Source organism: Streptomyces malaysiensis subsp. samsunensis (assembly GCF_024519315.1).
GTDB lineage: Bacteria > Actinomycetota > Actinomycetes > Streptomycetales > Streptomycetaceae > Streptomyces > Streptomyces malaysiensis.
In genome coordinates this window covers 162,648-186,116 of record NZ_JANIIC010000001.1, presented here as the reverse complement: position 1 = coordinate 186,116, position 23,469 = coordinate 162,648, and the positions used below count along the sequence as shown (strand labels likewise).

General features: G+C 70.1%; 16 protein-coding genes, 2 tRNA genes and 2 pseudogenes. 14 read left to right on the top strand and 6 right to left on the bottom strand.

The window, feature by feature from the left end; all coding sequences use genetic code 11:
* Window positions 1-10 precede the first annotated feature (10 nt).
* On the bottom strand, window positions 11-1,243 hold the full coding sequence (locus tag NQU54_RS00805; RefSeq protein ID WP_257629261.1) for a GNAT family N-acetyltransferase: 1,233 nt from the start codon (window positions 1,241-1,243) through the stop codon (window positions 11-13).
* Between the two features lie 127 nt (window positions 1,244-1,370).
* On the opposite strand from NQU54_RS00805, the gene NQU54_RS00800 reads away from it, so the two are divergent.
* From NQU54_RS00800 to NQU54_RS00790, 3 genes and pseudogenes are all read left to right on the top strand, one after another.
* A complete protein-coding gene (locus NQU54_RS00800; RefSeq protein ID WP_257629260.1) occupies window positions 1,371-2,513 on the top strand; it encodes a PP2C family protein-serine/threonine phosphatase in 1,143 nt (380 codons plus the stop codon).
* 191 nt (window positions 2,514-2,704) lie between these two features.
* Window positions 2,705-3,545: pseudogene (locus NQU54_RS00795) on the top strand (ABC transporter ATP-binding protein).
* Window positions 3,542-6,064 (top strand): annotated as a pseudogene (locus NQU54_RS00790) (ABC transporter permease). The pseudogenes NQU54_RS00795 and NQU54_RS00790 overlap by 4 nt, the downstream one beginning before the upstream one ends.
* Before the next feature lie 143 nt (window positions 6,065-6,207).
* On the opposite strand, the gene NQU54_RS00785 reads toward NQU54_RS00790, so the two are convergent.
* The gene (locus NQU54_RS00785; RefSeq protein WP_257629259.1) at window positions 6,208-7,392 is read right to left on the bottom strand and encodes an acyltransferase family protein; all 1,185 of its coding nucleotides are present in this window, start codon (window positions 7,390-7,392) and stop codon (window positions 6,208-6,210) included.
* Between the two features lie 628 nt (window positions 7,393-8,020).
* On the opposite strand from NQU54_RS00785, the gene NQU54_RS00780 reads away from it, so the two are divergent.
* The gene (locus NQU54_RS00780) at window positions 8,021-8,215 is read left to right on the top strand and encodes a hypothetical protein (RefSeq protein WP_069865832.1); all 195 of its coding nucleotides are present in this window, start codon (window positions 8,021-8,023) and stop codon (window positions 8,213-8,215) included.
* A gap of 143 nt (window positions 8,216-8,358) precedes the next feature.
* On the opposite strand, the gene NQU54_RS00775 is transcribed toward NQU54_RS00780, so the two are convergent.
* A tRNA-Gly gene (locus NQU54_RS00775) sits at window positions 8,359-8,432 on the bottom strand.
* A gap of 179 nt (window positions 8,433-8,611) precedes the next feature.
* On the opposite strand from NQU54_RS00775, the gene NQU54_RS00770 reads away from it, so the two are divergent.
* The 5 genes from NQU54_RS00770 (at window position 8,612) to clpX (ending at window position 13,359) form a co-directional block, all read left to right on the top strand.
* A tRNA-Pro gene (locus NQU54_RS00770) sits at window positions 8,612-8,688 on the top strand.
* A gap of 154 nt (window positions 8,689-8,842) precedes the next feature.
* On the top strand, window positions 8,843-10,279 hold the full coding sequence (gene tig / locus NQU54_RS00765) for a trigger factor (RefSeq protein ID WP_167501532.1): 1,437 nt from the start codon (window positions 8,843-8,845) through the stop codon (window positions 10,277-10,279).
* Between the two features lie 278 nt (window positions 10,280-10,557).
* The gene (locus NQU54_RS00760) at window positions 10,558-11,172 is read left to right on the top strand and encodes an ATP-dependent Clp protease proteolytic subunit (protein ID WP_308408457.1); all 615 of its coding nucleotides are present in this window, start codon (window positions 10,558-10,560) and stop codon (window positions 11,170-11,172) included.
* 61 nt (window positions 11,173-11,233) lie between these two features.
* Window positions 11,234-11,890, top strand: a complete 657-nt coding sequence (locus NQU54_RS00755) for an ATP-dependent Clp protease proteolytic subunit (protein ID WP_069865838.1) — start codon at window positions 11,234-11,236, stop codon at window positions 11,888-11,890.
* Window positions 11,891-12,072: 182 nt separating this feature from the next.
* The gene (clpX, locus tag NQU54_RS00750) at window positions 12,073-13,359 is read left to right on the top strand and encodes an ATP-dependent Clp protease ATP-binding subunit ClpX (RefSeq protein WP_069865840.1); all 1,287 of its coding nucleotides are present in this window, start codon (window positions 12,073-12,075) and stop codon (window positions 13,357-13,359) included.
* Between the two features lie 87 nt (window positions 13,360-13,446).
* Here clpX and NQU54_RS00745 read toward each other — a convergent pair whose 3' ends face one another.
* The 3 genes from NQU54_RS00745 to NQU54_RS00735 are packed head-to-tail and all read right to left on the bottom strand — an operon-like array spanning window position 13,447 to window position 16,333.
* Entirely contained in the window at window positions 13,447-14,295 is an 849-nt protein-coding gene (locus NQU54_RS00745) for a hypothetical protein (protein WP_257629258.1), read from the bottom strand.
* Between the two features lie 58 nt (window positions 14,296-14,353).
* A complete protein-coding gene (locus NQU54_RS00740) occupies window positions 14,354-15,346 on the bottom strand; it encodes a hypothetical protein (protein WP_257629257.1) in 993 nt (330 codons plus the stop codon).
* A gap of 51 nt (window positions 15,347-15,397) precedes the next feature.
* Window positions 15,398-16,333, bottom strand: coding sequence for a hypothetical protein (locus tag NQU54_RS00735; protein ID WP_257629256.1), 936 nt, complete (start codon window positions 16,331-16,333; stop codon window positions 15,398-15,400).
* A gap of 119 nt (window positions 16,334-16,452) precedes the next feature.
* Between NQU54_RS00735 and NQU54_RS00730 the strand changes: the two genes are divergently transcribed.
* The 5 genes from NQU54_RS00730 (at window position 16,453) to ndk (ending at window position 23,204) form a co-directional block, all read left to right on the top strand.
* Complete coding sequence (locus NQU54_RS00730; RefSeq protein WP_257629255.1) at window positions 16,453-19,086, top strand: valine--tRNA ligase; 2,634 nt, start codon at window positions 16,453-16,455, stop codon at window positions 19,084-19,086.
* Between the two features lie 224 nt (window positions 19,087-19,310).
* Entirely contained in the window at window positions 19,311-20,771 is a 1,461-nt protein-coding gene (locus NQU54_RS00725) for a peptidoglycan D,D-transpeptidase FtsI family protein (protein WP_257629254.1), read from the top strand.
* A gap of 82 nt (window positions 20,772-20,853) precedes the next feature.
* Window positions 20,854-22,359: a bifunctional tetrahydrofolate synthase/dihydrofolate synthase gene (folC, locus tag NQU54_RS00720; RefSeq protein WP_257629253.1), complete on the top strand. Its 1,506-nt coding sequence runs from the start codon at window positions 20,854-20,856 to the stop codon at window positions 22,357-22,359.
* Between the two features lies 1 nt (window position 22,360).
* Complete coding sequence (locus tag NQU54_RS00715) at window positions 22,361-22,714, top strand: DUF4233 domain-containing protein (protein WP_069865852.1); 354 nt, start codon at window positions 22,361-22,363, stop codon at window positions 22,712-22,714.
* A 76-nt stretch (window positions 22,715-22,790) separates the two neighbouring features.
* The gene (gene ndk, locus NQU54_RS00710) at window positions 22,791-23,204 is read left to right on the top strand and encodes a nucleoside-diphosphate kinase (RefSeq protein ID WP_020871339.1); all 414 of its coding nucleotides are present in this window, start codon (window positions 22,791-22,793) and stop codon (window positions 23,202-23,204) included.
* Window positions 23,205-23,469: the final 265 nt, after the last annotated feature.

Here is a 23,469-nt window from a genome sequence, read left to right as displayed (position 1 = left end):
CCCCGAGGTCTCAGAAGCCGTGCGGCAGCCATGGGGCGACCGGGGACGCGAAGGCGGCCGCGGCCTCCGTAAGGGCGCCCTGACGGGCCTCCTGGACGCGTCCCGCACCCGCCAGCGCGGTCAGCGAGACCCCGCCGAGATACGCCGCTCCCAGATCCCGCACCCCCAGCCGGAGATCGGGAGCGTCGCTCGTGCGCTCGCAGGAGGCGCCCTTGGCGTCGCCGCTCAGCCGCCAGCGCCCCTCGTTCCAGGGGCAGAAGGGGTCCGTGACCTCCAGGACGGCCTCCACCGGGGCCGTGTACGCCCGTGCCTCGAGCGCGGCGCCCACGTCCACCAGACGGACGTACAGCGAATCGCGCGTCCTCACGGCGCACCGCCGGATGTCCGAGACCAGATGCTGCCAGGGATCGTCGACCGGGCGGGGGCCGGTCCGCAGCACCGAGGTCAGGTCGATGTCGAAGAGGAAGCGCCACAGCGCCGCGTAGGACGCCGGGTCAAGGGCCTCCAGATCGCGCAGGAGGACCGTGCCCTTCGCCCCGGTCAGATCCCAGTCGGGCTTGACCGCGAACCGCGCGTAGCCGCTGACCTCGCCGCCCGACTCGGCCAGCACACAGCGCAGCGGGGACGCCCCCTCGCGCTCGCCCTGCGGGTCCAGCACCGGCAGCCGCTCCCAGCCGGGAAGCCGCTCCAGCATGGCCGGCCGCGCGGTCACCCGTCTGGCGTAGACGGCCTCGCACGCCTCGACGGCGGACTCCGGGGGCACGGCGCGCAGCCTCACGTCGTCGGTGCCCTCGGGGACGGTCAGCCGCACCCGGGCGGTGTCGATCTCGGCGTAGGCGTTCTGGGTGGCCGCGCCGTAGCCGAACCGTCCGTAGATGTCCGGTTCCGAAGCGGTCAGAACGGCCAGCGGCTCATCACCGGCGGCACGGACGTCGTCCAACTGCCGCCGCATCATGGCCCGGAGCACCCCGCGCCGCCGGTGCGTGGCCTGTACGCTCACCATCGTGACACCGGCCGCGGGGACGATCCCGCCGCCCGGGACCGACAGCCGGAAGCTGAACAGCCCGGCCGTGCCGACGATGTCGGCGCCGTCCCACGCGCCGATGGAGCGCTCGCATTCGGTCAACTCCCGCCAGAGCGCGGATTCCTCCGGCGCTTCGGGAACTCCCCCGAACGCGAGTAGCAGTTTTCCGTACCAATCATCCCAAATCGATGGGTCGAGCACGCGCAGCTCAGTCCTCATATTCCCATCCCTAGCAGCCGTTTCCCGTACACGCGAACGAATTTCGCTTACGATTGCCCCCTGGCTGGGTGTTTCAACGCGCCACGAATCGACGCGCGTCCGAACGGGTGGGTAGGGTCCCGATGCAATGATTGGCGGCGTGGACACTCCGTGGGCCCGGATGCGCAGAGCTCTGCACCGGGCTCGCACAGGCGTGCGCAAAGCCGGAGTCGACTACTTCCGGGGTGAGGGGTCCGACCGGCTCGCCCTGACCGCGCTGCTCCTCGGCGTCCCCGCCATCGCCGGTGGCACCATCGCCCAGCCCGACTGGTGCTCCCCGTCCGCCCTCGTCCTGCCCATCGTCGCGGGCGGGCTGCTGCTGCGCCCGGCCAGTCTGCTCGCCCTGTACGCGGCAGCCGCCACGGCCCTGATCGTGGAGTCCGCCGTGCTCGGCCCGTACACCGAGGAGGACGCCTCCTCCCGGGTCACTCCCGGCACCATCCTGGTCGTCGCCGCCGTCGGCTTCTTCGGCCTGCTGATCGCCCAGTTCCGCAGCCGCGTCGGGGTGCCCTGGCGGCGCGGCGGCACCATGCTCTTCGACCTGCGCGAGCGCATCCGCGTCCAGAGCAAGCTGCCCGGTCTGCCGCGCGGCTGGCACCGCGAGATGGCGCTGCGCCCGGCCGGGGGACAGTCGTTCTCCGGTGACTTCGTGGTCGCCGCCCGCACCGGCGGCGGCCGCACCCTCGAGGTCGTCCTCACCGACGTCTCGGGCAAGGGCATGGACGCCGCCTCGCGCGCCCTGCTGCTCTCCGGCGCCTTCGGCGGCCTCCTGGGCTCCCTGCCCCCGCACGGCTTCCTCCCGGCCGCCAACGGCTATCTGCTGCGCCAGGACTGGGATGAAGGGTTCGCGACCTCCATCCATCTCGTCCTCGATCTCGACAGCGGCGACTTCGAGCTCTTCTCCGCCGGACATCTGCCCGCGCTCCAGCTGAGCGCGGGCACCGGCAAGTGGGAGGAGAAGACCGCCGAGGGCCCGCTGCTGGGCGTCTACGACGGCGCCCAGTTCGACCCCACCAAGGGCACCCTCCGCCCCGGCGACGTCCTGATGCTCTTCACCGACGGCCTCGTCGAGACCGCCGACCGGGACATCAGCGAAGGCATCGACCGCCTTACCGGCGAGGCGGACCGCTATGTCGGCTCCGGCTTCCAGGGCGCGGCCTGGCACCTGATCGAGACGGTCGCGAAGGACGTCAACGACGACCGGGCCCTGCTGCTGATCTGCCGCCAGTAGCGACAGCACGCTGCTGATCCGCCGCCGGCAGCCGCGCCTCCCGGGCCCGCCAGGCCGCCCTGTGGCGCCCCGGGCGGGCCCGGCGGGGGTTAGCCCCACCCCGGATACGCCGGTGGCCGTCATGGCCGCCGAGGGGCCGTAATCCCTACGTTCGAGGGGAATCGGGCGAACTCCTCGGAAGGGCCACCACCATGCGGCTGCGCAAGCGGCGAGAGACCGCGGCACCGACGCCGCACCACCACGCCCCCGCCATCGAACTCCACGGCGTCCAGCGCCGCTACGGCCGTGGCCGCACCGCCGTCCATGCCCTGCGCGGTATCGACCTGGCCCTTCCGCACGGCAGCTTCACCGCCGTCATGGGCCCCTCCGGCTGCGGTAAGTCGACCTTCCTCCAGTGCGCCGCCGGGCTCGACCGGCCGACCGCCGGGTCCGTCAAGCTCGGTGGTACCGAAATCACTGGAATGAGTGAGAACAAGCTCACAGCGCTGCGCCGTGCCCGCCTCGGGTTCGTCTTTCAGTCCTTCAACCTCCTCCCCTCCCTGACGGTCGAGCAGAACGTGCCGCTCCCGATGCGGCTCGCGGGCGCCCGCCCCGACCGCCAGCGGGCCCGTGCGGTGCTCGCCCAGGTCGGTCCCGAGGACCGGACCAGGCGGCGGCCCGGTGAGCTCTCCGGCGGGCAGCAGCAGGGGGCACCTCCCGGCCGAAGGCTGGGGGAGGGTGGCCATCGCCCGTGCCCTGGTCACCCGCCCCGACGTCGTCTTCGCCGACGAGCCGACCGGCGCCCTGGACACCAACACCGCCGCCGAGGTGCTCACCCTGCTGCGGCACGCGGTGGACGTGCTGGGCGCGACGGTGGTGATGGTCACGCACGACCCGGTCGCCGCGAGCTACGCCGACCGGGTGCTCTTTCTCGCCGACGGCGCCATCGCCGACCGGCTCCTCCGCTCCCCGGCGCACGAGATCGCCGAGCGGATGAGCCGCCTCACCACCCGCACTCCGGCCCTCGCCGTGCCAGTCGAGGGGGCCCGGTGAGGCCGCTCACCAACGGACTGGCCCGCGCCGCCGTCCGGTTCAAACCATCCGCCTTCGCGGGCACCTTCGTCGCCCTGGCCATGGCCGCGGCGATCGTGTCCGCGTGCGGCATCCTGCTGGAGACCGGGATACGGGCGTCCGTACCGCCGCAGCGCTATGCGAACGCCCCGGTCGTGATCGCCGCCGACCAGCGGGTGCGCTACGTAATCGGCCACGGCGACGGCCGCTCGCAGGAGTCGGAGCAGGTCCCCGACCGCGCCCGGCTCGACGCCTCCCTGGTGGCCACCGCCGCCCGCACCCCCGGGGCCGCGGCCGCGGCCCCGGACGTGACCTTCCCGCTCCGCACCGCCCATGGGGCGTTCACCGGCCATGGCTGGGGCGCGGCGCCCTTCACGGGCGTGGCGCTCGCCTCGGGCGCGGCGCCCCGCGATGGCGAGGCCGTGCTCAGCCCCGGGGCCGCCCGCGCGGCGGGTACCGGCGTCGGCGGCCGGATCACGGTGACCGCGCCGGACGGCCGCCACACCTTCCGGGTCTGAGGTGTGACCCGTAAGGCGGGCGGCGCCGACGGCGACGGCCTTACGGCGTGGTTCACCGACCGCCGGGCTCAGGCGCTGAGCGGCCACCCCGCCGCCGTGGACGCCGTCCTGGTCCAGCCCCGCCCCGGCACCGCCCCCGACCGGCTGGCCGCACATCTGGAGCGGGCCGTGAAGGGCGCGGCGCACTCCCCTCGCGTGCACACCGGCGGCGGCCGCGGCGCCATCGAGGAGCCCGCGCTCGCCAACGCCAAGGAGATGCTCATCGTCCTCGGCGGCTCCTTCGGCGGCATCGCCACCGCCGTGGCCGCCTTCACCACCGCGGGCACCGTCGCCCTCTCCGTCGGCCAGCGCGGCCGCGAGGTGGCCCTGCTGCGGGCCATCGGCGCCACCCCGCGCCAGATCCGCCGCTCCGTCGCGGCCGAGGCGCTGCTGGTCGCCCCGCTCGCGGGCGCGGCCGGTCTGCCGCCCGGCTACGCCCTCGCCCGCTGGTGGTTCGGGCAGCTCGAGGAGAAGGGCGCCATCCCCGGGCCCGTGGAGCTCTCCGTCTCCTGGATCCCGCTCGTCGTCGCCGTCGGCGCCGGCCTCCTCACCTCGCTCCTGGCGGGCCTGATGGCCGCCCGCCGCCCGGCGCGGTTCCCACCGGGGCGGGCGCTCGGCGAGGCGGCCGTGGAGCGGCTGCGGCCCGGTGTGATCCGTACGGTGCTCGGCGTCGCGGCCCTGGCCGGCGGCATCGTCATGACCGGCGTCGCCGCCTCCGCCTCCGGGGACGACGCGGCCAACGCCGCCCTCGGGGTCGTGATGCTGTTCATGCTCGCCGTGGCCCTGCTCGGCCCGCTCATCGCCCGCCTGTGCGCATGGCTGATCGGCCTGCCGCTGCGCGCCGGACCGGCACCGGCCCATCTGGCCTCGGCCAACATCCGGGCCAACGCCCGCCGCCTGGCCTCGGCGATCACCCCGATCGTGCTGGCCATGGCCTTCGCCTCGACCCTGGTCTTCATGCACACCAGCGAGGACCACGCGGGCGCCCGCCAGCGGCGGGCGGGCATCGTCGCCGACCAGGTGATCTCCGCCCCGGACGGACTCCCGGCCGGTACCGCGGCCCGCGCCGCCTCGGTACCGGGCGTGGCCGCGTCGGTGGGGCTGCTGCGCACCGGGGTGCTGGTCCCGGTGGGCTCGGGCGACGGCCGCTGGATGCGGCCCGCGTCCGTACAGGGCGTCTCAGGGAGCGGCCGTGACCTGGTGGCCGTGCAGGACCTGGACGTCCGCCAGGGGCGCCTGGACGCCCTGGGGCCGGGCCGGGTGGCCGTGGACGCGCTCCTGGCGAAGGCGGCCCATGCCCGGGTCGGCCACCGGCTCGTCCTCCACCTCCCGGACGGCACGAAGATCTCGCCCACGGTGGTCGCGATCTACGGGCGAGGGCTGGGGATCGCCGAGCTCACCCTCCCCCGAGCGGCACTTATCGGCCATGTGACGTCGTCGTTCGACAGCGATGTGCTGGTGCGGGACGCCGGGGGTGCCGACCGTAAGGCGGTCGCCGCGGCACTCGGCCGGATCGGCGAGGACGCCACCGACGGGGACGGCTACGCGGCGGCCCAGGACGAGGACCGCAAGCTGAACGCCTGGGCCAACATCGTCATGGCGGGCGTCCTCGGCGGCTTCGCCGTCGTCGCCGCGGCAAACACTCTGGTGATGACCGTGCTGGACCGCCGCCGCGAACTGAGCACCCTGCGGCTGATCGGCACCACCCGGCGGCAGGTGCTCGGAATGGTGCGGTGGGAGGCGCTGCTGGTGGCCACGGCGGGCATCGCCCTGGGCACGGCGATCGCCCTGGCCACGCTCGTGCCGATGACGCGCGGCCTGACCGGCGAGGGCCCGTATGCGCCGCCGCTCGTCTACGCGGGCTTCGCGGGCACCGCCGTGGCGCTCGGCCTGGCGGCGACGGCGCTCCCGGCCCGTGTGGCGCTGCGCCGCGCGAAGCCGTGAGCCGGCCGGGCCGCGGGGCTGTCACGCCGCGGGGCTGCCGGGTCGCGGGGCTGAAGGGCCACCTGGCCGCGCTGGGCCGACAAAAGGGCCGGCCCGCGGAGTCAGTCCGCGGGCCGGCCCTTCGCTGTCGTGGCCTCGGCGCGCTAGGCCGCCGTCGTCGTACGGCTCCGTGCCTGTTCGGCAGGGTCCTTACGGAAGGCCCAGGCCATCTTCGGCTCCATGGCGAAGCGGAAGGCGCGCTGGACGGGAGGCGTGCACAGCACGGTGATCACCGAGCCGGCGATGATCGTGACCGTGATCTCACCCAGCGGCTTGTGCAGCCACTGGTAGTCGTCGAACCAGCCCCAGAAGCGGGAGCCCTTGGCGAGGAAGCCGTGCAGCAGGTAGCCGTAGAGCGTGCCCGCGCCCAGCACCGTGAACCACATGTGGCGCCGCGGCACCCAGGCGAAGAAGCAGCTGACGAGCACGACCGAGCAGCCGAAGAGGGCGAGCGTCATCACCGGGCCGGTCCACGGCGGCGCGCCCAGCTCCTGGACGCTGTCGCGGTGGTAGAACCACGCCGAGCTCATCCGCGGCGCCGCCCAGTAGGCGAACACGAAGGCACACGCGAAGATCGGCACGGACGCGATCCGCACCGAGCGCCGGCGGATCATCTGGAAGTGCTCGGGCTTCATGCACAGGCCGAGGACGAAGAACGGCAGGAACTGGAGCAGCCGCTGCATGTCCAGGTCGTCGCCGATGTCGGGCGAGACCGCCGCGAGCGTGGCGACCGCGAGCGAGAGCGGGATCGGCCAGCGCACCAGCTTCCAGAGCGGAGTGGACATCCGCCATACGAACAGCGCGATCAGGAACCAGGTGAGATACCAGGGGTCCAGCAGGCTGAAGTCGTACGTCGGATCGTCGTCCGCCCAGCGCTTGAACAGCGTGTACGCGACCTCGAAGATCAGGTAGGGCACCGCCACCCCGGTGATCAGCCGCTTGAGCCGGTCCGGTCGCATGTCGAAGCTGCGCGAGAAGTAGCCGGAGATCAGGATGAAGGCCGGCATGTGGAAGGTGTACACGATCATGTACAGCGCTTCCGCGGTGCGACTGCTGTCGGTCAGCGGCTCCCACGAGTGGCCCATCGCGACCAGCACGATGGCGAGGTACTTCGCGTTGTCGAAGAACGCGTCCCGCTGTTTGGGCTTCTGTCCGGCGGGGGAGGTGGGGGCGGGCGGGGTCGTCGCCTGCTGCCCTGGTTCTTCGGCCCGCGGCGTGGGGGGAGTGGGCGCGGTCTCCTCGGGGAGCGGGGTCCGCTGATAACCGTGTGGGCGCAGGGAGTTGGTCACAGGCCCTCCCACCAGGAACTGGGGGAGACCACCCGGGACCTCACTGCGCGTGGGGGAGTCATGGCAGCGTGAAACATCTGAGGCACGATAGCGCTGAAACCTGTATTGCGTAAAACCTCGTTCAGTTTGCTTTCCGTTCATAGTCTTCGTGGCGCGGCCGATAGTCGGTCCCACGAAGTCGACCGGAGAGTCGACAAAGCGATGCGATCATTCGATATCCTGGCTCAGGCCGTCCGTTCTGACGGCTTTCATCCCACTTAATTGGGGCATATGCCCCGCAGGGGGCTCCGGTGGAATGTCTGATTCATTGGTGTTTTGTCACCCTGCCGAGTGATCGCCGGGCGAATTCGGAATTCCTGTCCTAGATCATCTGGAGCGGTGGGACGGGGCGGTCCGAATTCATCGCTCGGGCGCTTCGCCGAGTTGTGGGCAGCGTCACTCATGCCCCTTTGAATGAACGGATACCGGACGGGTACCGGTGGGGTGGGTGTCGTGTGCACAAGTGACCGTTTATCGCTCCACCCCACTGCTGAGCGGGGGGAGTTGATGGCACGATAGGGGCTGCGGGGGTGTGCGGGGTCGCGTGCTTCCGGGCCTGTGAGACGTGTGCGACCGAGGGTGGGATGTTGTGGCCATTTCCCTGTCATTGGTACTGCTGGTGGGCATCATCCTGGTGCTGATGATCCGTAATGGTCGAGTCAAGTGGGGGCCGGCCCTGGTCGCGATCCTCTTCGGGTTCCTGCTCGCCTCGTCCAACGTCGCGCCGGACATCCAGGACTTCCTCGACTCGGCCGCCGAGGCCCTTGCCGACATCAACCCCTGACCCCACCCCCTGAGCATCGACCCCGAAGCGTCCGCGGCCCCCAGTCACCGGGGCGCGGACGCTTCGGGTGTGTGCGTATGGGCGAGTGTGCGCGAATGCGAACGGCCCGGTCCGGGGAGTTCCCCGGACCGGGCCGAAAGCCATGGAGCGGGCGACGGGAATCGAACCCGCGTAGCCAGTTTGGAAGACTGGGGCTCTACCATTGAGCTACGCCCGCACACGCCGCGTACACGGATGCACCGGTCTCCCGGAACACCCCGCCCAGGCGTGATCACCCGAACCGCGGCACGGCATGCATCGTAGCGGTTCCTCCCCGCTCCCCGCACACCCTTGCCCACCAGTCGAATAAGCGGCAGCCGGGGGGTCCGCGGGCATGTACCCTACGTGTCGCACCGACGGGGTGTGGCGCAGCTTGGTAGCGCGTCCGCTTTGGGAGCGGAAGGTCGTCGGTTCGAATCCGGCCACCCCGACCATCCACAGACGTCAAGATCGCGTTGTGGGGCCCGTCATGCTTGCGGTTACTATGCAAGCTGCGTGTCTGTGTCTTTTAACCGGACGCGAATCCGCTGCGACGCGACAGCGCACCGCAGCCGAACACCACACGTCAGCCCCCAAGGAGACCCAACCGTGAAGAGCGCCGTGGAGAACCTGAACCCGACCCGGGTTCGGCTCACTGTCGAGGTGCCCTTCGAGGAGCTCAAGCCCAGCCTCGACGCGGCGTACAAGAAGATCAACCAGCAGGTCACGGTGCCCGGGTTCCGTAAGGGCAAGATCCCTGCCCGCATCATCGACCAGCGGTTCGGCCGTGGCGCCGTGCTGGAAGAGGCGGTCAACGAGGCGCTCCCGAAGTTCTACACCGACGCGGTCAACGAGGGTGAGCTGAACCCGCTCGGCCAGCCCGAGGTGGACATCACCGAGCTCAAGGACAATGAGCTGCTGACCTTCACCGCCGAGGTCGACATCCGTCCGGCCATCGAGATCCCGGACTACTCCGGTATCGAGGTCACCGTCGACTCCGTCGAGGTCTCGGACGAGGACATCGACAAGTCCGTCGAGCAGCTGCGCGAGCGCTTCGCCACCACCACCCCGGTGGAGCGCGCCGCCGCCGAGGGCGACATCGTCGTGATCGACCTCGAGGCCAAGGTCGACGGCGAGGTCCTGGAGGACGGCGTCGCCACCGGCGTCACCTACACCATCGGCTCGGGCGAGCTGCTGGACGGCATCGACGAGGCCGTGACCGGCCTGGAGGCGGGCGGCGACGCCACCTTCACCTCCGAGCTCAAGGGCGGCTCCGCCCAGGGCAAGGAGGCCGAGGTCTCGGTCAAGGTCTCCGAGGTCAAGGCCCGTGAGCTGCCCGAGCTCGACGACGACTTCGCCCAGCTGGCCAGCGAGTTCGACACCCTCGAGGAGATGCGCGCGGACAGCCGTACGCGCCTGGAGCGGTCGAAGAAGTTCGAGCAGGCCACCCAGGCCCAGGAGAAGGTGCTGGACGCCCTCCTGGAGCTGGTCGAGGTGCCGATCCCGGAGAAGCTCCTCCAGGACGAGATCAACACCCGTAAGCACAACCTCGAGCACCACCAGCTGGCCCAGATGGGTCTGAACCTCGACTCGTACCTCCAGATGCAGGACAAGACCGCCGAGGAGTTCGAGGCCGAGCTCAAGGAGCAGGCCGAGAAGGGCATCCGGACCCAGTTCGTCCTCGACGAGCTGGTCAACAAGGAGCAGCTGTCCGTCGGCCAGGAGGAGCTCACCGAGCACCTCATGCGCCGTGCGCAGTCCTCCGGTATGAGCCCCGACCAGTTCGCCCAGGCCGTCGTCGAGGGCGGCCAGGTGCCGATGCTCGTCGGCGAGGTCGCCCGCGGCAAGGCGCTGGCCGTGGTGGTCGAGGCCGCCAAGGTCGTCGACGACAAGGGCGAGACCGTCGACCTGGACGACGAGGAGGACGAGACCGGCGAGACGGTCGAGGTCACCTCCGAGGCCGAGGAGAAGCCCGCCGAGGCGGCGACCGAGGCCGCCGAGGAGCCCGCGGAGCCCCAGGAGAAGCAGGACAAGGCCGAGAGCTGATCCCGGCCCGCTCCACAGCCCGTACGAACGGGCCCGAACGTCTGCGCGCGTCCGGGCCCGTTCGTGTTCCGCGACGCCGCCCCGGCGCCGGGACATGCGCTCAGAGCGAACAGTTCCTGATGCGGGATGGCGCCCGCCGACCAGCGCGTTAGGGTCCGTAGATACGAGGGCAGGGGAGTCTCACAAGCCCGCCGGGGCCGCACCGGCGCCAGGTCCCCGAACCCCAGAAGAAGACGCTGAGACGGCCAGTAAGCCGTCAGAGACGAGCAGGTGGATACGTGACGAATACGATGCCTTCCGCCGCCGGCGAGCCGACCGTCGGTGGCCTCGGCGACCAGGTCTACAACCGGCTGCTCGGCGAGCGGATCATCTTCCTCGGCCAGCCGGTCGACGACGACATCGCCAACAAGATCACGGCTCAGCTGCTCCTGCTCGCCGCCGATCCGGAAAAGGACATTTATCTCTACATCAACTCCCCGGGCGGCTCGATCTCGGCCGGCATGGCGATCTACGACACCATGCAGTACATCCAGAACGACGTGGTCACCATCGCCATGGGCCTCGCCGCCTCGATGGGCCAGTTCCTGCTGAGCGCGGGCACCCCGGGCAAGCGCTTCGCGCTGCCCAACGCCGAGATCCTGATCCACCAGCCCTCCGCGGGCCTGGCGGGTTCCGCCTCGGACATCAAGATTCACGCCGAGCGGCTGCTGCACACCAAGAAGCGCATGGCCGAGCTGACCGCCTTCCACACTGGCCAGTCGGTTGAGCAGATCGTCCGTGACTCCGACCGCGACCGCTGGTTCTCCGCCGAGGAAGCCAAGGCGTACGGCCTGGTCGACGACGTCATGACGTCCGCCTCCAGCGTTCCGGGCGGGGGCGGCACCGGGGCCTGAGTCCCGCCGTCCCGTAGCCGACCTCCAGCCCCCAGATCGCCACAGGATGGTGAAGACCCAGATGAGCAACTTCCCCGGCAGCGGCCTGTACGACGGCCCGATGGCCGAATCCCGCTATGTCGTTCCGCGATTCGTCGAGCGCACCTCCCAGGGCATCCGCGAGTACGACCCGTACGCGAAGCTCTTCGAAGAGCGCGTGATCTTCCTGGGCGTCCAGATCGACGACGCCTCGGCCAACGACGTCATGGCGCAGCTGCTGTGCCTGGAGTCGATGGACCCGGACCGTGATATCTCGGTTTACATCAACTCGCCCGGCGGCTCGTTCACCGCGCTGACCGCCATCTACGACACGATGCAGTTCGTCAAGCCCGACATCCAGACGGTCTGCATGGGCCAGGCGGCGTCCGCCGCGGCCGTACTGCTCGCCGCCGGTACGCCGGGTAAGCGGATGGCCCTGCCCAATGCCCGGATCCTGATCCACCAGCCGTACAGTGAGACCGGGCGTGGTCAGGTCTCCGACCTGGAGATCGCGGCCAACGAGATCCTTCGCATGCGTTCGCAGCTCGAGGAGATGCTGGCCAAGCACTCCACCACGCCCATCGAGAAGATCCGCGACGATATCGAGCGGGACAAGATCCTCACGGCCGAGGAGTCCCTGTCGTACGGTCTTGTCGACCAGATCGTTTCCACCCGCAAGACGTCGGTCGGTCTCGGCTGAATCTTCGGTGGTGACACCCCCCTTGGACCGAGTAGGTCCAAGGGGGGCCCGAACCGGGGGCCCGGCAAGGTACCGTCGTAGAGGGCTGGGGGCCCCGGCCCACGGGAAAAGAAGCAGAAAGCGCAGCGCAAGCACCCGGTTCCGCGGAGCAAAGCGGATCCAAGGCGAAGGGGAAGCACCTCGTGGCACGCATCGGTGACGGCGGCGACCTGCTCAAGTGCTCGTTCTGCGGGAAGAGCCAGAAGCAGGTGAAGAAGCTCATCGCGGGCCCGGGTGTGTACATCTGCGATGAATGCATCGATCTCTGCAACGAGATCATCGAGGAGGAGCTCGCTGAGACCTCCGAAGTGCGCTGGGAGGAACTCCCCAAGCCGCGCGAGATCTATGAATTCCTCGAGGGCTATGTGGTCGGCCAGGAGGCCGCCAAGAAGGCCCTCTCGGTCGCCGTCTACAACCACTACAAGCGGGTCCAGGCGGGTGAGAACGGCGGCCACAACCGCGACGACGGCATCGAGTTGGCCAAGTCCAACATTCTGCTGCTCGGCCCCACCGGCTCCGGCAAGACCCTGCTCGCGCAGACCCTCGCCCGGATGCTGAACGTCCCCTTCGCCATCGCCGACGCCACCGCGCTCACCGAGGCGGGCTATGTCGGCGAGGACGTGGAGAACATCCTCCTGAAGCTGATCCAGGCCGCCGACTACGACGTCAAGAAGGCCGAGACGGGCATCATCTACATCGACGAGATCGACAAGGTGGCCCGTAAGAGCGAGAACCCCTCGATCACCCGTGATGTGTCCGGTGAGGGCGTTCAACAGGCGCTGCTGAAGATCCTGGAAGGCACCACCGCCTCGGTTCCGCCGCAGGGCGGCCGGAAACATCCGCACCAGGAGTTCATCCAGATCGACACCACGAATGTGCTGTTCATCGTGGGCGGCGCCTTCGCCGGTCTGGAGAAGATCATCGAGGCGCGGGCGGGCGCCAAGGGCATCGGATTCGGCGCCACGATCCGCTCCAAGCGCGAGATCGAGGCGAGCGACCAGTTCCAGGAGGTCATGCCCGAAGACCTGGTGAAGTTCGGAATGATCCCGGAATTCATCGGCCGTCTCCCGGTCATCACCTCCGTGCACAATCTCGACCGCGAGGCGCTGCTCCAGATCCTCGTCGAGCCGCGGAACGCGCTGGTGAAGCAGTACCAGCGGCTGTTCGAACTCGACGGTGTGGAGCTGGACTTCGACCGTCCGGCCCTGGAGGCCATCGCCGACCAGGCGATCCTCCGCGGCACCGGGGCCCGGGGTCTGCGCGCCATCATCGAGGAGGTGCTGATGTCGGCGATGTACGAGGTGCCGTCCCGCAAGGACGTGGCCCGCGTCGTCATCACCGAGGACGTCGTGCACTCCAATGTGAACCCCACGCTGGTGCCCCGCTCCCGTGGCACCGAGCCGGGCGAGCGGCACGAGAAGAGCGCGTAGGCGCCCCGCTGAGAGCGTACGAAGAGGGCCCCGGTCCCCGGGGCCCTCTTCGTGTCGTACGCGCCCTGTGGGCTTCTTGCGGGCCGTTCAGGCGGGCTTGCGGGTGTCCTGGTAGATGCCCGCGGTCACCTTGGCGAAGGCTTCCATGTCGGCGTCCGACGCCGAGGTGTTCTCCGCGTTGACGTCCAGCACCATCGCCGCGTCCGTCCCCACCGCCCAGGCGCAGGCCGGGGCGTAGATCCGGTCGTAGAGCTTGACCACCTCGCACTCCACCGACGGGCCGTCAGCGCCCTCCGGCTGGAACCGCTTGCGCCCCTTCTCCACCGAGGGGGAGCCGTCGCCGCCCTCGAAGCCCTTGAACATCTCGTCCCGGACCGTGTCCGGGTCGCTGATCTCGCCGTACATACCGGAGAAGGCGAGCCCGGAGTTGTCGTCGTCCGACCGCTTGTACTGGGCCAGGACCGAGGTCGCGCCCTCCGGCATGCTGCCCTGCACGCTGGTGCCCTCGTGGTCGAGGTCGTCCGTGCCCTTGTCCAGCGTGTAGGTGCCGTCGGCGAGCGTCTTGGGGGTGACCAGCTTCATCGCCTTCGGGCCGTCGTCGCCACCGGCCAGCACCACGGCGCCGGTGACGATCGCACCCACCACCACGAGCCCGGCCACCGTCACCGCGATGATCTTGGTGCGGTTGCCGCCCCCGGAGCCCCCGCCCGGCGCGGGCGGCGCGGGGTAGGGCGGCTGGCCGTAGGGACCCGCCTGCTGCGGGTAGCCGTAGCCCTGCGGGGGCTGCTGCGGATAGCCGTAACCCGGCGCCTGCGCGTACGGGTTGGGTTCCGCGGGCTGCTGCTGCCCCCCGCCGTACGGATGGGGCTGAGCGCCCCCGTACGGGCCGGGTCCGCCGCCGTAGGGACCCGGCGGCGGTGGCTGGTTGTGGCTCATGGGTGTGAGGATCCCCCTCCGGATCGGCTGCGGCCTGAGAACGGGACGACCCGCTCGACTACGTGATCTCCTCGCGTGCGTCCTTGCGGACCTTCGCGGTGATCTCGCCGGCCTCGTCGAGTGACATGCTGTTGCCGGACAGCGCCGCGGCCGCGTCGGAGACGACCACATAGCCCACCGTGCTGTGGTCGCCCCACATGCAGATCGGTATCGAGAAGCCCTTGCTGGGAATGCCGCTGGAGCTCGAGTCCCCGGTCGGGGTGAACTTGGTGTTCTGGCACTTCATCACGGCGTTCTCGAAGCCGCTGGGCGTCACCGACTCCGGGCTGCCCACGAGCTCGGCCTTCATCCCGCTGCTGGTCGAGGAGTCCTTCTCGGCCTCTTGCGCGATCTTCGCGAAGGCGCCGTCGACGACCGCCTCGGGGTCCTTCACATTGCCCCAGACGCCGTTGAGCTGGAGCTTCTTGGCGCTCATGCCCTCGCCGGACTTGTATTCCGCGCTCACGGTCACGGGGTTGGTGACGCCGAACTTCTCGAAGTCGTTCGCGTCCGAGGAGGTGAGCCCGCCCCCGCCGGAGGAGTCCTTGGTGTAGTCGCCGGCCACTGTCTGGGGAGTGATGAGCTTGTACCGCTTGCTGTCGTCGGCGACCTTGCCGCCGCCACCGCTGTCGTCGTCCCCGCCGCCCTGGACCACCAGGATGCCGCCGACGACCGCGGCCACCACGACCAGCGCGCCGATCGCGATCGCCAGGCCCTTCTTCTTGCCGCCCTGCCCCGGGTCCGGCTGGTACGGGCCCGGCATGCCCGGCTGGCCGTACGGCTGCTGCTGGGCGTACGGGTTCGGGGGCTGGCCGTAGGGGCCCGGCTGCCCCTGCGGCTGGCCGGGGTAGCCGTAGCCCTGCTGAGGCGGCTGCGGCGGCTGTCCGTAGGGACCCGGCTGACCCGGCTGCTGCGGGTAGCCGTAGCCGGGCTGGCCGGCCGCTCCACCCTGTCCGTAGGGACCCGGCTGTTGGGGCTGCTGGCCGTAAGGGCCCGGCTGGTCGTAGCTCATCTTCATCCCTCGTTAGAAACTGCTCTTTTGTTGCCGTGCGCCGGTCGCGGGCTAGCCGTCGATCTCGACGCGCGCGTCCTCGCGCACCTTGGCCGTGATGCCGGCGGCGTCCTCAAGGGACATGCCACCGCCGAGCACCGCGGCCGCCGGGTCCGCCATGACCGTGACGCCCAGGGTGTCCTTGTCGCCCCAGACGCACGCGGGGGCCTCCATGGATCCCTGATCCGAGGTGAACTTCATGGACTGGCACTTCAGGACGTCCCCGTCGAAGCCGTCCGGCGAGAACGTTTGGGGGCTGCCCTTGGGCTGCGCCGTGCCGTTGTCCCGCAGCGTCTTGACGATGACCGCCAGCGCGAGGTCCGCGCCCCGCTGCGGGTCGGTCACATCGCCCCAGACGCCGGTGAACTTCAGCATCTCCTTGCCGGAGGTCTGGTAGTCGGCCGCCACCAGATGCGGATCCTTGACGACCGGCACCTGCTGGAGGTCCTTACGGCCCGCCGCGGACAGATCGCTGTCGTCCGTGCCCGAGCCCTGGCGTTCGTAGTCCGCGGCCACGGTCTTGGGCGTGGTCAGCTTGTACGGGCCGCCGCTGCCGCCGCCGAAGAGCGCGTAGGCCCCCACCCCCAGCGCCGCCACGACCACCACCGCGCCGACCGCGAGACCGGCCTTCCTGCCCTTGCCCGGGCCACCGGACGCCGGTGCGGGGGCCGGGGCGGGCGGCGGCGTCCGGGGACCGCCGTAGTAGCCCGGCCCCTGCTGGGGCGGGGGGCCCGGCTGGGGCTGCTGCCCGTAGGGGTTCGCGGGCTGGGGGTGGCCGTAGCCACCGGACCCGCCGTACGGACCCGGCTGGCCGTAGCCGCCCTGCGGCGGCCCGCCGTACCCCGGGCTCTGCGCGTACGGATTGGGCACCGGCGGCTGACCGGCGCCGTACGGCCCGGGCTGCCCCCCGTAGGGGCCGGGCTGCGGCGGCGGCTGCTGATGGCTCATGTGCCTCTCCTTATGCGCATGACAGGTACCAAACATCCTTCCCGACGCCCCTGGGGGCCTCGGCCCCGGGGGCCACAACGGGTTCGTAACGGAAGGCCGCGGCCCTTTACACTGCGGGCGTGACCGAGAACTCTTCGCAGCGCCCCACGAACGGGCCGAACAGCCACCCCGAACTGCCGACCCAGTACGCGCCGGCCGATGTAGAGGGGCCGCTGTACGAGCGCTGGGTAGAGCGCGGTTACTTCGAGGCGGACGCGAAGAGCGACAAAGAGCCCTACACCATCGTCATCCCGCCCCCCAATGTGACCGGCTCGCTCCACCTCGGCCATGCCTTCGAGCACACGATCATCGATGCGCTCACCCGGCGCAAGCGAATGCAGGGCTTTGAGACGCTCTGGCAGCCCGGTATGGACCACGCCGGCATCGCCACGCAGAACGTGGTCGAGCGCGAGCTGGCCAAGGAGGGCGTCTCCCGGCACGACCTGGGCCGGGAGACGTTCGTCGAGCGCGTCTGGCAGTGGAAGCGCGAGTCCGGCGGGCAGATCTCCGGCCAGATGCGGCGCCTGGGCGACGGTGTCGCCTGGAACCGCGAGCGCTTCACCATGGACGAGGGGCTCTCCAAGGCCGTCCAGACGATCTTCAAGCGGCTCTACGAGGACGAGCTGATCTACCGCGCCGAGCGCATCATCAACTGGTGCCCGCGCTGCCTCACGGCCATCTCGGACATCGAGGTGGAGTACGACGACGATGACGGCGAACTCGTCTCGATCCGGTACGGCGAGGGGGACAACTCGATCGTCGTCGCGACGACCCGTGCCGAGACGATGCTGGGGGACACCGCGGTCGCGGTCCACCCCGACGACGAGCGCTACCGCCATCTGGTCGGCACCGAGATCGAGCTGCCGCTCACCGGCCGCCGGATCCCGATCGTCGCCGACGAGCACGTCGACCCCGAGTTCGGCACCGGCGCGGTCAAGGTCACCCCGGCCCACGACCCGAACGACTTCGAGATCGGGCAGCGGCACGGCCTGCCGAACCTGACCGTCATGGACGAGCACGCGGTCATCACCGCCCACGGCCCCTTCCTGGGCCTGGACCGGCTGGAGGCGCGCAGCGCCGTGGTCGGCGCCCTGCGCGCCGAGGGCCGGATCGTCGCCGAGAAGCGCCCGTACACCCACTCCGTGGGCCACTGCTCGCGCTGCAAGACGACCATCGAGCCGCGGCTGTCCATGCAGTGGTGGGTCAAGGTCGGCCCGCTGGCCAAGGCCGCGGGCGACGCGGTCCGCGACGGCCGGGTGAAGATCCACCCGGAGGACATGGCCAAGCGCTACTTCGACTGGGTCGACAACCTCCACGACTGGTGCATCTCGCGCCAGCTGTGGTGGGGTCACCGGATCCCGGTCTGGTACGGGCCGAACGGCGAGGTCGTCTGCGTCGGACCGGACGAGGAGCCGCCGGGCGGCGAGGGCTGGCACCAGGACAGCGACGTCCTGGACACCTGGTTCTCATCCGGCCTGTGGCCGTTCTCCACGCTCGGCTGGCCCGAGCCGACCGAGAGCCTGGAGAAGTTCTATCCGAACTCGGTCCTGGTCACCGGATACGACATCCTCTTCTTCTGGGTCGCCCGGATGATGATGTTCGGCCTGTACGCGATGGACGGCACCCCGCCGTTCCACACCATCGCGCTGCACGGCATGGTCCGTGACCAGTTCGGCAAGAAGATGTCCAAATCCTTTGGGAACGCGGTCAACCCGCTGGACTGGATGGACGCCTATGGATCGGACGCGGTCCGCTTCACCCTGGCCCGGGGCGCCAACCCCGGGGTGGACGTCCCGATCGGCGAGGACTGGGTCCAGGCGTCCCGCAACTTCGCCAACAAGATCTGGAACGCGACCCGCTTCGCGCTGATGAACGGCGCGACGGTCGAGGGCGAACTGCCCGCTCCCGAGCGGCTGTCCGCCACCGACCGCTGGATCCTGTCCCGGCTGAACGCGGTGGTCGCCGAGGTCGACGCGTACTACGAGGACTACCAGTTCGCCAAGCTCTCCGACGTCCTCTACCACTTCGCGTGGGACGAGGTCTTCGACTGGTACGTCGAGCTGTCCAAGACCACCTTCGCCAAGGGCGGCGCGGAGGCCGACGCCGCCCGGCGCGTCCTCGGCGAGGTCCTGGACGTCACGCTGCGGCTGCTGCACCCGGTGGTCCCGTTCGTCACCGAGAAGCTGTGGACGTCGCTGACCGGCCAGGAGTCCGTCGTGATCGCGGACTGGCCGGGCGACAGCGGCTTCCGGGACGAGGCGGCCGAGCGGGAGATCGAGAACCTCCAGCAGGTGGTCACCGAGGTCCGCCGGTTCCGTGCCGACCAGGGCCTCCAGCCCGGTCAGCGGGTCCCGGCCCGGCTGGAGCTCTCCGGCACCTCGCTCGCCGCCCACGAGGACGCGATGCGCTCCCTGCTGCGGCTCCAGCCGGCCGGTGAGGACTTCACGGCCACCGCCTCGCTGCCGGTCGCGGGCGCGACCGTGGCGCTGGACCTGTCCGGTGCGATCGATGTCGAGGCCGAGCGCAAGCGGCTGGCCAAGGACCTCGCCGCGGCCGAGAAGGACAAGGCGCAGACGACCGCGAAGCTGTCCAACGAGGGCTTCCTGGCCAAGGCCCCCGACCATGTCGTGGAGAAGATCCGCACCCGGCAGGCGACTGCCGATGCCGATATCGCCCGGATCACCGCCCAGTTGGCGGCCCTCCCCAAGGGCTGACCGAAGGCCGGTCGGCACCGATCACACACATCACAGCGCCCCCGCCGGGCTCCGGCGGGGGCGCTGTGATGTGTGTGATGTGCCATAGATGTCTTATATCGCAGATGCTCTGAGATCCCCCCACAGGCGCCTCATGGCCACCTCACAGGAAAGCCCCACCGGGAACCAAACACTGCCTTCCGGGAGTTATCCGGCCGTACGTCCCGGAAGGAGCTCACCCCTCCATGAACAAGCCGCTGCGCAAGGCGTCCGTGTTCTCGCTGCTGCTCGTGCTGGCCCTGCTCATCTGGGTCACCTATGTGCAGTTGGCCAGAGGCGACAGCCTCCGGGACAACACGCACAACGCCCGTGTGGCCATCTCCGAGTACGCCGGACCCCTGGGCGACATCATGGCCGGCGGCAAGCCGGTCACCGGCTCGGCCACCACCCACGGCAACCTGAAGTACAAGCGCACCTACACCGACGGCGAGCTCTGGGCGCCGGTCACCGGCTATGCCTCCCAGTCCTACGGCAGCACTCAGCTGGAGGCCCTGGAGCGGCAGGTCCTCGCCGGCTCCGACAGCCGGCTGAAGAACCCGCTCGAGGCGGTCACGCGGGAGCGGTCCAAGCCGGGCGATGTGATCACCACGATCAATCCGGCCGTCCAGAAGGCCGCCTACGAGGGCCTGGGCAACAAGACCGGCGCGGCCGTGGCGATCGACCCCACGACCGGCGCCGTCCTGGGCCTGGCCAGCACCCCCTCGTACGACCCCGGCACCTTCGCGGGCACCTCCAAGGCGGACCAGAAGGCGTGGGTCGCGCTTCAGAAGGACGAGAAGCAGCCGATGCTGAACCGCGCGCTGCGCCAGACGTACCCGCCGGGCTCGACCTTCAAGGTGCTGGTGGCCGCCGCGGCGCTGGAGAACGGGCTGTACTCATCGGTGGACGAGCCCACCAAGAGCCCGGATCCCTACCGGCTGCCGGGCACGGTCACCGATATGCACAACGAGAACAGGTCGGCGCCCTGTGAGAACGCGACGATACGCACCGCCCTCCAGTACTCGTGCAACACGGTCTTCGCGAAGATGGCCGTGGACCTGGGCCAGACCAAGGTGCCGGCGCAGGCCGAGAAGCTGGGCTTCGACGACTCCAAGCTGGACATCCCGGTGCGCGCCGCGAAGAGCGTCTACCCCAGCGGGATGGACGACTCGCAGACGGCCCTGAGCGGTATGGGCCAGTTCGATGTGACGGCGACCCCGCTTCAGATGGCGATGGTCTCCTCGGCCATCGCGAACGACGGCAAGCTGATGACCCCGTACGAGGTCGACCGCACCACGGACGGCAGCGCGTCCGCACTGGACCGTACCCGGGCCAAGACCTATAGCCAGGCGATGTCCCGGCACACCGCGTCCGAGCTCCAGTCCGCGATGCGTACGGTCGTGGACCAGGGCACCGGGACAAACGCGAAGATCCCCGGGGTGACGGTGGGCGGCAAGACCGGCACCGCCCAGCACGGTGAGAACAACAGCGCCAATCCGTACGCGTGGTTCATCAGTTACGCGGACGCCGGCGGCGGCCACAAGGTCGCGGTGGCGGTGGTGGTCGAGGACAGCGACGCGGCCCGCGCCGATATCTCCGGCGGCGGCCTGGCGGGCCCGATCGCCAAGTCGATGATGAAGGCCGCGCTGGCCGACACCGGGTCGTGACCGGCGCACCGGCCGATACCGGGCCGTGACCGGCGGATGGCGCCGGCGGGGCTTGTCACCCCTGCCTCGTAGACTTGTCGGCGTGAGCGAGGAGCGCCCCAAGAACGAGTCCGACGAGTTCGATGAGATCGTCGGAGCCGAGACCGACCGTGACCCCGATCTGGCGGTGATCGAGGCCGGCAGCCGGACGCTGCGTGCGCAGTCCGGGCCGCCGCAGGGGGACGGCATCCCCACCCGCCCGGCCGACCCCGAGGTGGACCGCGCCCTGCGGGAGGTGGAGGGCGAGCTGGCCAAGCGGTGGCCGGAGACCAAGCTGGAGCCGTCGCTGGTGCGGATCGAGTCCCTGATGGACATCCTCGGCTCGCCGCAGCGGGCCTACCCCTCGATCCACATCACCGGTACGAACGGCAAGACCAGCGCCGCCCGCATGATCGAGTCGCTGCTGGGCGCCTTCGAGCTGCGCACCGGCCGCTACACCAGCCCCCATGTCCAGTCGATCACCGAGCGGATCAGCCTGGACGGCGCGCCGATCTCGCCCGAGCGGTTCATCGAGACGTACCAGGACATCCGGCCGTACATCGAGATGGTCGACGCCCAGCAGGAGCACCGGCTGTCCTTCTTCGAGGTGCTCACCGGCATGGCGTACGCGGCCTTCGCGGACGCGCCCGTGGACATCGCGGTGGTCGAGGTCGGCATGGGCGGCTCCTGGGACGCCACCAATGTGATCGACGCGGGCGTCGCGGTGATCATGCCGATCTCGCTGGACCACACCGACCGGCTGGGCACCACTCCGGAGCAGATCGCCACGGAGAAGGCCGGGATAGTGAAGCAGGACGCCACCGTGGTGCTCGCGCAGCAGCCGGTGGAGGCCGCCTCCGTGGTGCTCAAGCGCGCGGTCGAGGTGGACGCCACGGTCGCCCGTGAGGGCATGGAGTTCGGGGTGCTGTCCCGGGAGGTGGCGGTCGGCGGTCAGCTGCTGACGCTGCGTGGCCTCGGCGGGGAGTACCCCGATGTCTTCCTCCCGCTGCACGGCGCCCACCAGGCGCACAACGCGGCGATGGCGCTCGCGGCCGTCGAGGCGTTCTTCGGCGTCGGCTCCCAGCACGCCCGCACGCTCGACATCGACACCGTCCGCTCCGCCTTCGCCTCCGTGACCTCGCCCGGCCGGATGGAGGTCGTGCGCCGCAGCCCCACCGTGGTGCTGGACGCCGCGCACAACCCCGCGGGCGCCCGCGCCGCGGCCGAGGCGGTCACCGAGTCCTTCGACTTCAGCCGACTGGTCGGCGTGGTCGGGACGAGCGACGACAAGGATGTGCGCGGTCTGCTGGAAGCCTTCGAGCCGATCTTCGCCGAGGTGGTGGTGACCCGCAATTCCAGCCATCGCTCCATGGACCCGGACGAGCTGGCCGCGATCGCCGTCGAGGTCTTCGGCGCCGACCGGGTGCAGGTCGAGCCGCGGCTGGACGACGCCCTGGAGGAGGCCATCACCCTGGCGGAGGAAGAGGGCGAATACGCCGGGGCGGGTGTTCTGGTGACCGGGTCGGTGGTCACGGTCGGCGAGGCCCGGCTGCTTCTGGGAAAGGGCTGATATGCGGACGCTGTGCGCTTCCACCCTCATCGGCGAGTTCTTTGTGATCGGCTTCGCCGGGCTGGTCGCGATGAAGACCTCCGGGCTGTCGATGGGCACCGTCTGGACGGTCAGCGGGATCGCCATGGCGCTGTGCCTGCTGCTGTGCGGGCTGCTGAGCCGTCCGGGTGCGGTGCAGATCGGCTGGGCCCTCCAGATCGGCCTGGTGCTGAGCGGTTTCGTGGTGACCACGATGTTCTTCCTCGGGGCGGTGTTCGCCGGGCTGTGGTGGGCCTCGGTGCACTTCGGCCGCAAGGTCGACGAGGCGAAGGCGCGGTTCGCCGCGTCCTCGGGTGCGTCACCTGACACTGCGTGATGTGGGCGTCGTTCACCCATGTAGCCTCTGCCCCACAGCCCCACCCGCATGACGTTTTCCCAAAAGGAGCCCGCACGTGAGCCAGCGCACGCTCGTCCTTCTGAAGCCCGACGCCGTCCGACGAGGTCTGGTGGGCGAGATTCTGGGGCGGATCGAGAAGAAGGCGGGCTGGACGATCAGCGCCCTCGAGCTGCGTCAGCTGGAGCGCGAGGTGCTGGAGCAGCACTACGCGGAGCATGTCGGCAAGCCGTTCTACGAGCCCCTGGTGGAGTTCATGGCCTCCGGGCCGGCCGTGGCGCTGGTGGTGGAGGGTGAGCGGGTGATCGAGGGGGTCCGGGCGCTGGCCGGGCCGACCGACCCGATCGCCGCGGCGCCGGGCTCCATCCGTGGCGATTTCGGCACCATCGTTCGGGAAAATCTGATCCATGCGTCGGACTCGGCGGAGTCCGCCGAACGGGAAATCAAGATTTTCTTTCCCGGGCTCGCCTGAACCCGATCCGATCGGAACTGATCGGCCATCAGTTTGATCATCGGTTTGCCACACCCCTGCTGACCTGGGGGCGGTCGAATTGCTCGGCTGCCCCCCGGCATATGCGAACCGATCGGGGGAACGCATCTCCGCGACACGACGTCACCATTAGAGGAGGCGGGGTCGTGTTCTGCTGACAATGGCGGAGGACCCCCGCAGCGTGTTCGAGCGGGCGTGACTACGATGAAGCCTCCGCGCCTCGCAGCGCACACCCATCCTGCCGACC